The sequence below is a fragment of the Nitrospira tepida genome (assembly GCF_947241125.1).
Classification (GTDB): Bacteria; Nitrospirota; Nitrospiria; order Nitrospirales; family Nitrospiraceae; genus Nitrospira_G; species Nitrospira_G tepida.
Window position 1 is genome coordinate 2,976,569 of record NZ_OX365700.1, and the last position, 13,754, is coordinate 2,990,322.

The following is a 13,754-nucleotide window of genomic DNA, read 5'->3' on the forward strand; positions in this document are numbered from 1 at the left end:
GGACCGGCCCGGTCATCGTCCGCACTTGCGCCGCAAGGCCGCCGCCACGAACGAGCTGAACAGGGGATGCGGATGGTGCGGCCGTGACATGAATTCCGGATGGAACTGGGTCGCCAGGAACCAGGGATGGCCGGGCAGTTCGACGATCTCGACCAGCCGCCCGTCCGGCGAGAGCCCGCTCAAGACCAGCCCGTGCTTGGTCAGCGATTCCCGATAGGCATTGTTGAACTCATAGCGGTGCCGATGCCGTTCCCGGACTTCGTGCACCCCATAGGCCTTGTGCGCCAGGGTGCCGTCTTGAATCCGGCAGGGATAGGCGCCAAGGCGCATCGTGCCCCCCTTCTCCGCCAGGCCCTCCTGATCCGCCATCAAATGGATCACCGGATGCGGCGTGGCGGGATCGAACTCGGCGCTGTTGGCGCCGGCCAGGCCCGCCACATGCCGGGCCAGTTCGATCACCGCGCATTGCATGCCCAGGCAGAGGCCCAAAAACGGAATGCCGCGCTCCCGCGCGTAGCGAATCGTTTCGATCTTGCCTTCGATCCCCCGCACCCCGAATCCGCCGGGAATCAGGATGCCGTCGGCGTCGCGGAGCAACTGTTCCGCTCCGGCGCGCGTCACCTCCTCGGATTCCACCCAGCGAATCTGGACGCGCGTCTCATGGTCGATCCCGCCGTGCACCAACGCCTCGGTGAGGCTCTTGTAGGATTCCTTGAGCCCGACATACTTGCCCACGAGGCAGATCATGACCTCGTGTTTGGGATATTTGATCTTTTGGACCATCGCATCCCATTGCCGCAAATCCGGCGGCCCGGTATCGAGGCGGAGCAGCTTCACGATCAGCTCATCCAACCCCTCCTTGCGGAAGACGATCGGCACCTCATAAATCGTCTCGACGTCCTTGGCCGTGATCACCGCGTCCTTTTCGACGTTGCAGAACAGCGCAATCTTGCCCTTGAGATCCGGCGGCAAGTACCGGTCGGTGCGGCAGAGGAGAATGTTGGCCTGGATCCCGATCTCCCGCAGTTTGTTCACGGAATGTTGCGTGGGCTTGGTCTTCAACTCCCCGGCCGCCGAAATGAACGGCACGAGCGTCAGATGGACGTACAGGACGTTTTCGCGCCCGACGTCGTAGGGCATCTGCCGGATCGCTTCCAGGAACGGCAGGCTTTCGATGTCGCCGACGGTCCCGCCGATCTCCACGATCGTGACGTCCATCCCCGCGGACACGCGCAGGATGGCCTGCTTGATCTCGTCCGTAATGTGCGGGACGACCTGCACGGTGCCGCCGAGATAGTCGCCGCGCCGTTCCTTCGTGATCACGGCATGGTAGATGCGGCCGGTCGTGTAGTTGTTCTCCCGGGTGAGCGTGAGGCTGGTGAACCGCTCATAATGGCCGAGGTCCAAATCCGTCTCGGCCCCATCGTCGGTGACGAAGACCTCGCCATGTTGGTAGGGGTTCATGGTGCCCGGATCGACGTTGATATAGGGATCGAGCTTCAGCAAGGTCACGCGCAGGCCGCGGCTTTCCAGGAGATTCGCAATGGAGGCCGAGGCCAAGCCCTTCCCCAGCGAGGACACGACGCCGCCCGTCACGAAAATGAATTTGCTCATGGCCTCCTCTTTTGTCGAGCCATCACGAGACTCTTCCGGTCTCCTGCTGTAGGACAGCTTCCGCCTCGCGAAGATCCGCCGGCGTGTCGATGCGGAGCGACCGGTGAACCGTCTCCCATACGCGGATCCGGATGCCCTGCTCCAACGCGCGCAATTGTTCGAGCTTTTCGACCTCTTCCAGCCGTCCGGTCGGGAGCGCCGCGATCTGCTCCAACGTCCGGCGCGTAAACATATAGAGACCCAGATGAACGGCGTGGAGCTTTGGCGCAAGGCGGCGCCCCGCCTGCGCATCCCGCACATGAGGAATCGGCGCCCGTGAGAAGTAGAGGGCGTAGCCCTCGAAGTCCGTCACGACCTTCACGACGGCTGGATTTGCCAGGTCCTCCTCGGACTCGATCGCCCGCTGCAAGGTCCCCATCGAGGCCCCGGACGAGAGAAACGGCTCCACGAGGTCGGTCACCAGATCCGGGGCCAAGACGATCTCATCGCCCTGCAGATTGAGGAAGTAGTCTCCGTCGCAGGCCGCGGCCACATGCGCCACGCGATCGGTCCCGGTCCGCAAGGAAACCGGGGTCATCATGACCTCCCCGCCGAATCCCCGGACGGCGTCGCGAATCCGTTCGTCGTCGGTCGCCACCACGACCCGATCGACCAAGCGGGCGCCCTGAGCCCGCTCATACACATGCTGGATCATCGGTTTTCCGAGGAGCTGCGCCACGGGTTTCCCCGGAAACCGGGACGCCCCGTACCGCGCGGGAATGACCACGGTGACGCGAACCGCCGAGTCAGCCATGTTCCAGCGAGGCGCCCAGTTGCTTGCCCGTGACCGTCGCCGTCCCGACCATGCCGACGACGAGGCCTGCGGCTTGATTGGCCAACAGCGCGCTGTCCCGCAGATTGGCTCCGGTTGCGAGGGCCAGGGCCAAGGTCCCGACCACCGTATCGCCGGCGCCGGTCACATCATAGACCTGCCGCGCCCTGGTGGGAATGTGCCATTGCACGCCATCCCCTTCGAATAGGCTCATGCCCTTTTCGCCTCGCGTGACCAAGACCGCCTGGCAGCCCAGCCGCTGCCGGATCACCGTGCCGGCTTCCACGATCGCCTGGTCGTCGTCGCCGCGGACCCCCGCGGCCTGCGTCGCTTCCAGATGATTCGGCGTCACCACGGTCACGCCCTTGTAGAAACTGAAATGCTCCACCTTCGGATCGACCAGGATCGGCACGCCCCGTTCCGCGGCCAGCCGCGTCAACTCGGCCATCAACGGCCCCGTCACCACGCCCTTGGCATAGTCCGACACGACCAGACAGGACAGGTGCCGCAGCCGCGATTCGACATACCGGATGATGCGCCGCTGATAGAGCGCGGTGAGTTCATGCCGCCGTTCCACATCGAACCGGACGACTTGCTGGTTGTGGGCGACCACGCGCGTCTTCCGCGTGGTCGGGCGTTCGGGGTCGATGATCACCCCGCCCCGCCCCTTCCGCTTCAGACCCAATTCACGCAAGAGGCAGCGGCCCGCGTCGTCCGACCCGACGACGCCGCAGATATCCGCCTGCCCGCCCAGCGCATGGATGTTGTTGAAGACGTTTGCCGCCCCGCCGAGCTTGTATTCCTCTGATTCGACATGCACGACCGGCACGGGGGCTTCGGGCGAGATGCGCGTGACGCGCCCCCAGACATAATGGTCCAGAATCAGGTCGCCCAGGACCAACACCGACGCCTGCGGAAACCGCTCGATGTACTGCCGCAACTCGCGCGCGCGGCCGTCCACATCCAGCGCGGCCTGGACCTCGCCGGACGGCCGGCGCCCGACGTTTCCCGTGCGTGCTAGCGGATGGCCTTTCCGAGCCGTTCCCATCGGACCCATTCGCTCCAACTCCCCTGCCCGCTCCAGGACCAATAGACGCGAAACGCCTTGCCCCGGATCTTCTCCGCGCGCACAAATCCCCAGAAGCGACTGTCCAAACTTTGATCCCGATTGTCGCCCATCACGAAATACGAATCCTCCGGCACCGTCACCGGTCCGAAGTTATCCCGCGGATTGATGTGGCCGTCGATGATGCCCGGATCCACCCGTTGCGTAAAGGCATGGTCGTCCAACGGCTGGCCGTTGACGAGGATCGTCTTGTTCCGAATGTGAATCGTGTCGCCCGGAAGCCCGATGATCCGCTTGATGAAATCCTTCTCTTCATCCTCCGGGTACCGGAAGACGATCACGTCGCCGCGTTGCGGCGCCCCGAACGACACCACCGTCACCGACGAATAACAACTGATCGGCGGCAGATTCATCTGAAACTTGCAGTTCGTGGGCCATTGAATCCCGTAGGCCAGCTTGCTGACCAGGATGTGGTCGCCGATCAACAGGGTCGGGATCATGGACCCGGAGGGAATCTTAAAGGCCTGGACGACGAACACGCGAATGGCGAACGCCAGGAGCATCGCCACGACGATCGCCTCGACATATTCCCGCAGAACCGACTTGCCGGACGGCGCCGCCTCCCGCGTCACGGTCGCCTCTGCGGCGGCCGGCGGGCTGCCCTGATCAAGCGGAGTTCGCTGCGGATCGCTGGTCGTGGGGCGGTTGGAATCCATGGGAGTTGTCCGCGGCGTCCCGCGCCTATTCGTCCTGCACCCGCAGCAAAGCCAGAAACGCTTCTTGGGGCACTTCGACCCGGCCGACCTGCTTCATGCGTTTCTTGCCTTCCTTCTGCTTCTCCCACAGTTTGCGCTTGCGCGAGATGTCGCCCCCGTAACATTTCGCCGTCACGTTTTTGCGCATGGCCCCGACCGTCTCCCGCGCGATGACCTTGCTGCCGATCGCGGCCTGAATGGCGATCTCGAACATCTGCTTCGGGATGGACTCTTTGAGCTTTTCCGCGAGTTGCCGGCCCCGCATCTGGGCCCGCTCGCGATGGGTGATGAACGACAGGGCATCGACCGCCTCGCCGTTGAGCAGCATGTCGAGCTTCACCAAATCGGACTCGCGGTAGCCGAGGAATTCATAGTCCAGCGATGCATAGCCCTGGGTTTTGGACTTGAGCCGGTCGTAGAAATCCAGGATCACCTCGTTCAACGGCAGCTCGTACACCAGCATCACGCGGGTCGGGTCGAGGTAGTGCATGCCTTTTTGAATGCCGCGACGGTCCTGGCACAACTGCAACAGGTTGCCGACAAACCGCTCCGGCGTGATGATCGTCGCCTGGATGAACGGCTCTTCCCAGCTTTCGATCGCGGAGGGCGGCGGCAGCTTGGCCGGGTTGTCGATTTCGAGCACCTCGCCCTTGGTCGTCAACACGCGATAGACGACCGTCGGCGCCGTGGTGATCAACGACAACTGATACTCGCGCTCCAATCGCTCCTGGATGATCTCCATGTGGAGCAATCCCAAAAACCCGCAGCGGAATCCGAACCCCAGGGCCAGCGAGGTTTCCGGCTCGAACACGAACGACGAATCGTTCAGGCGCAGCTTCTTCAAGGCCTCGCGGAGGTCCTCGAACTTCGCCGTGTCCGTCGGGTACAACCCGCAGAACACCAGCGGCTTGACTTCTTTGTATCCCGGGAACGGAGACTCCGTCGGCTGGGAGGCATCGGTGATGGTGTCGCCGATCTTCGTCTCGCCGAGATCGCGCGTCCCGGTCGCGACATAGCCGACCTCGCCGGCTTGCAGCGACGCCAACTTCTCCCGTTTGGGCGTAAACTTCCCGACCTCCAGGATGTCGAAGGGGCGCTTGGTGGACATGGTCACGACCTTCTGGCCCGGCCGAATCGCCCCGTCCACCACCCGCACGAGCACGATCACCCCCTGATAGTTGTCGAACCAGGAATCAAACACCAGCGCCTTGAGCGGCTTCGCCGGATCGCCGGACGGCGCCGGAATCCGCTGGATGATCGCCTCCAACACATCCTGCACGCCGATCCCCGTCTTGGCGCTGACCAGCAGCGCATCGGACGCATCCAGGGCGAGCACTTCCTCGATCTGATGCTTGGTCCCTTCGACGTCGGCGCTCGGAAGGTCGATTTTGTTGATCACCGGCACGATCGTCAGGCGGTTGGCCATGGCCAGATTGGCGTTGGCGATGGTCTGCGCTTCAACCCCCTGGCTGGCATCGGCCAGCAACAGCGCGCCTTCGCAGGCGGCCAGGCTTCGAGACACCTCGTAGGTGAAATCGACGTGGCCGGGCGTATCGATCACGTGCAGCACGTAGGTCTGCCCATCCTTGGCCTGGTATTTCAACGCCACGGAATGGGCCTTGATCGTAATCCCGCGCTCGCGTTCCAAGTCCATCGCGTCGAGAATCTGCTCGCGAGATTCTCGGGACGTGATGGCCCCGGTCAGCTCCAAGATGCGGTCGGCTAGCGTGGACTTGCCGTGATCGATGTGGGCGATAATAGAGAAGTTTCGGATGAAGCTTTGCACATCCCAGCTCGTCCTCGGAGAGACAGGTCATTATAGTAACTGCCCTTCGCGTTGTCAAAGCGAAGCCCGGTCACTATAATCGCGGCGCGCACGACGAGATGCGCCATCCCGCAGGTCCCGATCATCGCGCCTCTGTCCATGACCAGTCACCGCACGCCCACGCCCGCTCAGCTTCAACGGTGGGATCGCCGCTACGTCTGGCATCCGTTCACCCAGATGGAGGAATGGGAGCAGGACCCGCCGCTCGTCATTCAATCGGGAAAGGGCGCCTATCTGTACGACACCGACGGGCGGCGCTACCTCGACGGCGTGTCTTCCATCTGGCTCACGGTCCACGGACATCGGCATCCGGATCTGAATCGGGCGCTCCGTCGGCAGTTGGATCGGATCGCCCACAGCACCTTGCTCGGGCTTACGAGCCCGCCGGCCGTCCTGCTCGCCCGCGATCTCGTGCGGATTGCGCCGCCGGGTCTCACCAAGGTGTTCTATTCGGATGACGGCTCGACCGCCATGGAGGTGGCGCTCAAGATGGCTCTCCAATATTGGGAGCAGCGCCGGCCGAGGATCCAACCCAAGAATCGGTTCCTGCACTTCACGCTCTCGTATCACGGCGACACGGCCGGCGCCATGAGCATCGGCGGCATCGATCTGTTCCACAAGCGGTACCGCGCCCTGCGGGTCCCGACATTCACGGCCGAGCCGCCCTATTGTTATCGGTGCCCGTTGTCCCTGTCCTATCCAACTTGCCACCTCCGCTGCCTTGACCCGGTGGCGAAACTGCTCAAGACGCGGCACCGCGAGATCGCCGCGGTCGTGATTGAACCGCTCGTGCAGGCTGCGGCAGGCATGATCACCGCGCCCCCCGGCTACCTGTCGAAAATCAGGGAACTCTGCACACGCTACCACGTCCTCCTGATCGCGGATGAAGTGGCCACGGGCTTCGGACGAACCGGCCGGCTCTTCGCCTGCGAGCATGAGCGCGTCACGCCCGACTTGATGGCGGTCAGCAAGGGCCTGACCGGCGGCTATCTTCCCCTGGCCGCCACGCTCTCGACCGACGAGATCTACCGTGCGTTCCTCGGCCGTTATGATGAATTCAAGACGTTCTTTCACGGCCACAGCTACACCGGCAACGCCCTCGGGTGCGCCGTCGCCTTGGCCAACCTGGAAGTCTTTCGGAAGGAACACACGTTGCGCAGGCTCCAGCCCAAGATCCGGGCCTTGAGCCGGTTGCTCGACCCGTTGAACACCTGGCCGCACGTCGGCGAGATCCGCCAGCGGGGCTTCATGGTGGGGATCGAACTGGTTCAGGACCGGGCCACCAAAACGCCCTATCCGCTGGCAGACCGGATCGGCCACAGGGTGGCGCAGGAAGCCCGCAAGCGGGGGCTGTTGCTGCGTCCGCTGGGCAACGTCATCGTGCTGATGCCGCCGCTGTCCATCACCCTGCCTCAATTGACCAGGCTCGTCCGGATCGTCTCCGCCAGCATTCGGACCGTCACCGCCGCAGCCTGACGTCTCGCCCTCCGCCGACCGTCACGGCACGGCCGTGTTCCATCCGCCACAGCCGCTGTACGAATTTCTCCAGCTCCAGCGCCGGCTTGAACCTGCCGGACTCCCGAATCCACGATCATTTTCGTCCCTTCCTGGGCTCTACCAGCCTCACGGGACTCGATCCCTGAGAATTGCCAACAGGTTCTCTGGGCGACATTTTGTCGTCACGTGGCAGAGGCACGGAAACCGGACGGCCGCCATTCAACCGGGGAATCAGGTGCACATCTTGCTGAGACCATGCCCGCTAGAATGGCTCCCACGGCCGATCCAGAGGATGTTGCGGCGCAACGGATACGGCTGTTCTGTCTCCTGGCGCTCCTGGGCGCCCTTCTGACTCCCTCGCAGGCTCGGGCGTTCGGTCCCTCAAGTCACTTGTCGAGCCTGGCTCCCCGCACCTTATCTCCCACGATCGAACGTGGCGCCACCGCGCCATCGAGTTGGTTCTCCGATCTGGTGAACCACACCACGATCACCACCACCTCCGTCACGCTCGTCAGTCCGTTTTTCCGGTTGAAGGATCTGCGTCCCGATTCCGAAATGCCCGGCAGCAACGGACTCCGTTCCTCCTCGCTCCTGCTCAGTGGCAAGTTTGTCGCGGAGAGCGAACTCTCCAGAAATCTCCCCGGCAGCGCCGCGTCGATCCGCGGCGAGACGTCGGACCAGCGCATGATGCGCTTCGCGCTGATGAGCGCCGCCGGGTCAATCCGGTACGGCCTCGCCTATCGTCTGGCCGGCAAAGAGTTCGTGAGTGCGCCCGATCAGCAGGTCAAGGAACTCTGGGGAGAATGGAGCCACGGGCATGCCAGATTGCGCACATCGGTCGGGGAGTTCTCCAACAATGTCGACGCCGACCCCGCGCGTCCTCGCACGATTCAGACCCAAGGCGCGCTGATGCTGACCTATGCCCGTCCGTCCTGGCCGGAATTCAGCCTCAGCTATGCCAGAAGCCTGATCGAAGGATCGGGAACGGTCACCGGTCTGGTCCCGCAGAAGAGCCTGGCGGACCGCCTCGAAGGCGCGGTGTCCATCGCGCGTCCCAACTGGAACGCCCGCCTGTCCTCCAGCTACGTGGTGACCAACGACCAACTGGCATCGGGAGCCGATACGGTGTCCTACGTTCAGATGCTCTCGGGCACGTTCCGGCCTCTTGCCCCCGTCACCCTCACGTCGGTCCTGATGTATCGGAGCGATGTCCAAGAATGGACCGGGGTGCGGATCCATCAGCCGATGGCCTCGCTCTCGCTCAACTATGACTGCACCGCACGGGTCCGACTCAGCGCGCTCGGCGGCTACGGCAGCACCCGCTCCAGCGACGGCCTCATCGAGCACGAAACCCTGAACAGCAAAGGCATCCTGACCTGGCATCCGCTCGACACAAGGATCGCGCAGGTGTCGTTCGAAACCGGCTACAGCCGCACGACCGTCAACGGAACGGTTCCAATGATCACGGAAGACCTGTCGGGGTTGCTGAAGCTGAAACTGACGACGTTTTAGCGGTACCGCGGGTTCGCGGCCGATTGGCGTGGCCGGGCGGTCACTGAGCAGACGAACGGATCACGACACCTCGATCGGGTCGCCGACCGCGACGTTCAGCGCCTTGGCCGCGCTGCCTTCCTTGAGAAAAATCTCGACTTGACCGTTGCTGTTGATGAGCGCATGGGGGACGTCGGCCTCGCCGTCCTGATAATTCGCGGCCAGCCCCCTGGTCGTCATCGTCCCCAGACAAATGCGCAGGTCCTCGACCGCGGTCTTGGTCACGCCGGAAATTTCCCGCAAGTGATAGCGCGTCAGATTGGAAATCACGTTCCCGAACCGGTCGATGTACAGGATACGGCCGCGCAAGACTCCGCCCCGAATCTCCGGCTGGCTGAGGGGCAGCTTGACATAGTCCTGGACGAGCCGGCCGTAGGAGCCGGGCTGCTGTCCCCGCGTCAGCCACCCCGCCGAGGGCGCAAACAGATCGCGCCCGTCGAACGTCGCGCCTTCGGAGTCCAATCGATACTGTTTGTTCTCGATCTGCCGGACCTCGACTCCGACCTCGTCGTTCAAGACATAGGTCAGCAAGCCATTGTCGGGCGCAAGAAAATGATAGCGGGAACTCGTCGCCAGCAACGGGCGCCGTGTCGTGCCGACCCCGGGATCAACGACCGCCACATGCACGGTGCCCTCCGGGAAGTAGTGGTAGGCCGATTTGAGCAGATAGGCGGCTTCCTCGATGTTGTGGGGCGTGACCTGGTGGGAAAGGTCCACGATCCGGGCCTGCGGGTTCACGCCCAGGATCACCCCTTTCATGCTGGCCACGAAATAATCCCGGTCTCCGAAATCCGTCAGCAGCGTCACGACCGAGATGGCCTGGGGCATCTCACGTTTCCTCGAACCGGATCTCGAGCACTTCGTATTCGACGATCCGCGCGGGGGTCGTCACCTCCACCAATTCCCCGACCCGCTTCCCGATCAACGCGCGCCCGACCGGCGATTGCACCGAGATCTTGCCGTCTTTCAGATCGGCCTCATCCTGCCCGACCAGCATGTACTGTTTTTTCTGCTGCGATTCCTGCTCGACCACGACCACCGTCGCGCCGAACACGATCGTGTCGCTCGTGCGACCCGAGATCTCTACAATGCGCGCATCGGCCAGTTTGCGCTCCAGCTCCGCGATCCGCGCCTCGATGAAGCCCTGCCGCTCTTTTGCGGCGTCATATTCCGCGTTTTCGCTCAGGTCTCCATGCGCGCGGGCCTCGGCGATGGCTTCGATGACCTTCGGCCGCTCGACTTTCCGCAACCGGTCCAGTTCCGCCTTGAGCGCTTCGTAGCCTTTCTTCGTGATCGGTGTCGGCATAACGTCCTGCGTCCCTAGTTCGAGGTTCGGTGATGATATTCCTGCAGCGAACAAATCGACAGCGGCCGGCGGATCTCCGCCTCGATGCCCATGACCGCGGCCAGCGCGCCCCGCATCGTCGTGAAGTAGGGCACCCCGCGATGCAGCGCCTCCCGCCGGATCGACAGCGAGTCGGCCTTGGCGGAAACGCTCCCGACTGTGTTCACCACCAGGCTGATTTCCCCGTTCTTGATGTGATCGACGATGTGCGGCCGTCCCTCGTGGACCTTGTTGACGGTCTCGACGCCAAGGCCCCGCTCTCGGAGAAATCGGGCGGTGCCGTCCGTCGCTTCGAGCCGAAAGCCGAGCACCAACAATCGGCGCGCCACCTCCAGCAGCAGGCGGCGGTCGCGCTGCGTCACGCTCACGAACGCCGTGCCCCGGCGCGGCAAGGGCGCGTTGGCGGCGCTCTGCGACTTGGCAAAGGCCCAGCCGAAGTCCGCATCGATGCCCATGACCTCGCCCGTGGATTTCATCTCCGGCCCGAGCAGGACGTCCACCCCCGCGAACTTGCTGAAGGGAAACACGGCTTCCTTGACCGACACATAGCCCGGCCTGCGCACCGCCGTGAAGCCCAGATCATCGAGCGTCCGTCCCACCATGAGTTTCATGGCGAGTTTCGCCAACGGCACGCCGATGGCCTTGCTCACGAACGGCACGGTGCGCGACGCGCGCGGGTTCACTTCGAGCACGTAGACCTGCTCGCCCTTCACCGCGAACTGCGCATTCATGAGCCCGACCACGCCTAATTCCAGGGCCAAGGCCGTCATCTGCCGTTCGATCTCCGCCACCACGGAGGGCGGCAACGTATAGGGCGGCAGGGAGCAGGCGGAGTCGCCCGAATGGACGCCGGCCTCCTCGATGTGTTCCATGATTCCCGCCACCACGACCCGCCGTCCATCCGAAATCGCGTCCGCATCCACTTCGATCGCATCGTCGAGGTACTTGTCGATCAACACCGGATGGTTCCCGGAGGACTGTACCGCCGACTCCATATAGGTGAGCAGACCCGTTTCATCATAGACGATCTGCATGGCCCGTCCCCCCAGCACATAGGAAGGGCGCACCATCACCGGATAGCCGATCCGCTGCGCCACCAGGCGCGCCTCGTCCGCCGACCTGGCCATCCCGCTGTCGGCCTGCTTGAGGTTGAGCTTCATCAGCAGGTCTCGGAAGCGCTCCCGGTCCTCGGCCCGGTCGATCGCATCGGGACCGGTGCCCAGAATCTGCACGCCGGCGCGGGCCAGGGGCACCGAGAGTTTCAGCGGCGTCTGCCCGCCGAACTGCACCACGATGCCCATCGGCCGTTCCCGCTCCACGATGTTCAAGACGTCCTCTTCGGTCAACGGCTCGAAGTAGAGCCGGTCCGAGGTGTCGTAATCCGTGCTGACGGTCTCCGGGTTGCAGTTGACCATGATGGTCTGCACCCCTTCTTCCCGCAGGGCCATGGCGGCATGCACGCAGCAATAGTCGAATTCGATGCCCTGCCCGATTCGATTCGGGCCGCCGCCCAGGATCATGACCTTTCGTCCATCCGTCGGCCGGGCCTCGCACTCCTGCCCGTAAGTCGAATAGAGATAGGGCGTGTGGGCCTCGAACTCCGCGGCGCAGGTATCTACTCGCTTATAGACGACCCGCCGGCCCGACGAGGCCCCCATCTGTGTCGTGCGGACGGCCCGCACAAGGGCGGCCTTGACCCCCACGAGCGTCGCGATCCGTTCGTCGGCGAAGCCCTGCTCCTTCGCCAGCGCCAGGTGCTCGACCGCCTGATCCGGCAAGCGGGGCGGCGCCCCGGCTCCTCCCGTCGCAACCGAGGCCCAGGACGGAGCGTCCTGCGCGAGCACGGCTTCGAAATGGATGAGGTCTCGGAGTTGATCCAGAAACCAGGGATCGATCTGGGTCAGCCCGAACAGGTCTTCCGCCGTCATCCCCAACCGCAGGCCGTCCGCCACGCGCCAGAGCCGGTCGGGATGCGGCGTCCTCAATGAGGCCACGACCTGCTCTCGGGCCTTGGCCCGGTCCGCGTCGGGCGGCACCCCCCGGTCCCATCCATAGCGGGACACCAGCCCGTACCGGTCCACTTCGAGCGAGCGCACCGCCTTGAGCATCGCCTCGCGAAAGGTCCGCCCGATCGCCATGGCTTCTCCGACCGATTTCATCTGCGTGGTCAAGGTCGGATCCGCGCCGGGAAACTTTTGAAACGCAAACCGCGGGATCTTGACCACGACATAGTCGATTGCCGGCTCAAACGAGGCCTTGGTGACCGCCGTGATGTCGTTCGTAATCTCGTCCAACGTATAGCCGACGGCGAGCTTCGCCGCGATCTTCGCGATGGGGAATCCGGTCGCCTTGGACGCGAGCGCGGAGCTTCGCGACACGCGGGGATTCATCTCGATGACGACCAGCTCGCCGTCCTTCGGATTGACGCCGAACTGGATATTGGACCCGCCCGTATCCACGCCGATCTCGCGGATGATCCGCAGGGCCGCATCCCGCATCCGCTGGTATTCTTTGTCCGTGAGCGTCATCGCGGGGGCCACGGTGATGCTGTCGCCGGTGTGGACGCCCATCGGATCGAAATTCTCGATCGGGCAGACGATCACGACGTTGTCTTTCAGATCGCGCATCACCTCCAGCTCGTATTCCTTCCACCCGATGACGGACTGCTCGACCAACACCTCGCCCACCGGGCTCATCGCCAGCCCCCAGTCCACCACCCGCTCGAACTCCTCGCGGTTGTAGGCGATGTTGCCCCCGGTGCCGCCCAACGTGAAGGACGGGCGGACGATGGCGGGAAAGCCCACCTCGGTCAGGATCTGCAACGCCTGGTCGCGCGACTTGGCGACCCCGCTCGTGGGCGTCGCGAGCCCGATCCGCCGCATCGCCTGCTTGAAGGCATCGCGGTCTTCGGCCTTATGGATCGCGTCGGCCGAGGCCCCGATGAGCCGGACCCCGAACTGTTCCAACACGCCGGAGCGGACGAGCTCCATCGTGACGTTGAGGGCCGTTTGACCGCCCATCGTCGGCAGCAGCGCGTCCGGCCGCTCCCGTTCGATCACCTGCGCCACGACCGCCGGCGTGATGGGCTCGACATAGGTCCGGTCGGCGAGCTCCGGGTCGGTCATGATCGTGGCGGGATTGCTGTTGATCAAGACCACGCGATAGCCCTCTTCCCGCAGCGCCTTGCAGGCCTGCGTGCCGGAATAGTCGAACTCGCAGGCCTGACCGATGATGATCGGCCCGGAGCCGATCAGGAGGATGGTCTTGATGTCGGTTCGTTTAGGCACGGG

At 63.9% G+C, this 13,754-nt stretch carries 10 protein-coding genes; 2 read left to right on the forward strand and 8 right to left on the reverse strand.

What is annotated here, in order from left to right:
* Positions 1–12: 12 nt before the first annotated feature.
* Genes pyrG through lepA form a run of 5 tightly spaced genes read right to left on the reverse strand, consistent with a single transcriptional unit; the run spans position 13 to position 6,032 of the window.
* On the reverse strand, positions 13–1,614 hold the full coding sequence (gene pyrG / locus QWI75_RS14130) for a CTP synthase (protein ID WP_289269222.1): 1,602 nt from the start codon (positions 1,612–1,614) through the stop codon (positions 13–15).
* A 22-nt stretch (positions 1,615–1,636) separates the two neighbouring features.
* Positions 1,637–2,407: a 3-deoxy-manno-octulosonate cytidylyltransferase gene (gene kdsB / locus QWI75_RS14135; protein ID WP_289269223.1), complete on the reverse strand. Its 771-nt coding sequence runs from the start codon at positions 2,405–2,407 to the stop codon at positions 1,637–1,639.
* On the reverse strand, positions 2,400–3,473 hold the full coding sequence (rfaE1, locus tag QWI75_RS14140) for a D-glycero-beta-D-manno-heptose-7-phosphate kinase (protein ID WP_289269224.1): 1,074 nt from the start codon (positions 3,471–3,473) through the stop codon (positions 2,400–2,402). The genes kdsB and rfaE1 overlap by 8 nt, the downstream gene beginning before the upstream one ends.
* Positions 3,443–4,207 carry a signal peptidase I gene (gene lepB / locus QWI75_RS14145; protein WP_289269225.1) on the reverse strand — a complete coding sequence of 255 codons (765 nt, stop codon included), beginning with the start codon at positions 4,205–4,207 and terminating at the stop codon, positions 3,443–3,445. The genes rfaE1 and lepB overlap by 31 nt, the downstream gene beginning before the upstream one ends.
* A gap of 25 nt (positions 4,208–4,232) precedes the next feature.
* Positions 4,233–6,032: a translation elongation factor 4 gene (gene lepA, locus QWI75_RS14150; protein WP_289269226.1), complete on the reverse strand. Its 1,800-nt coding sequence runs from the start codon at positions 6,030–6,032 to the stop codon at positions 4,233–4,235.
* A gap of 138 nt (positions 6,033–6,170) precedes the next feature.
* On the opposite strand from lepA, the gene bioA reads away from it, so the two are divergent.
* Together bioA and QWI75_RS14160 are read left to right on the forward strand one after the other, a co-directional pair.
* Entirely contained in the window at positions 6,171–7,547 is a 1,377-nt protein-coding gene (bioA, locus tag QWI75_RS14155) for an adenosylmethionine--8-amino-7-oxononanoate transaminase (protein WP_289269227.1), read from the forward strand.
* 276 nt (positions 7,548–7,823) lie between these two features.
* Positions 7,824–9,080, forward strand: coding sequence for a hypothetical protein (locus QWI75_RS14160; protein WP_289269228.1), 1,257 nt, complete (start codon positions 7,824–7,826; stop codon positions 9,078–9,080).
* A gap of 60 nt (positions 9,081–9,140) precedes the next feature.
* Here QWI75_RS14160 and QWI75_RS14165 read toward each other — a convergent pair whose 3' ends face one another.
* The 3 genes from QWI75_RS14165 to carB are packed head-to-tail and all read right to left on the reverse strand — an operon-like array spanning position 9,141 to position 13,751.
* Positions 9,141–9,947 (reverse strand): SAM hydrolase/SAM-dependent halogenase family protein, encoded by an 807-nt coding sequence (locus QWI75_RS14165; protein WP_289269229.1) that lies wholly within the window; start codon positions 9,945–9,947, stop codon positions 9,141–9,143.
* A gap of 1 nt (position 9,948) precedes the next feature.
* A complete protein-coding gene (gene greA, locus QWI75_RS14170) occupies positions 9,949–10,425 on the reverse strand; it encodes a transcription elongation factor GreA (protein WP_289269230.1) in 477 nt (158 codons plus the stop codon).
* A gap of 14 nt (positions 10,426–10,439) precedes the next feature.
* Entirely contained in the window at positions 10,440–13,751 is a 3,312-nt protein-coding gene (gene carB / locus QWI75_RS14175; RefSeq protein ID WP_289269231.1) for a carbamoyl-phosphate synthase large subunit, read from the reverse strand.
* Between the last annotated feature and the right edge of the window lie 3 nt (positions 13,752–13,754).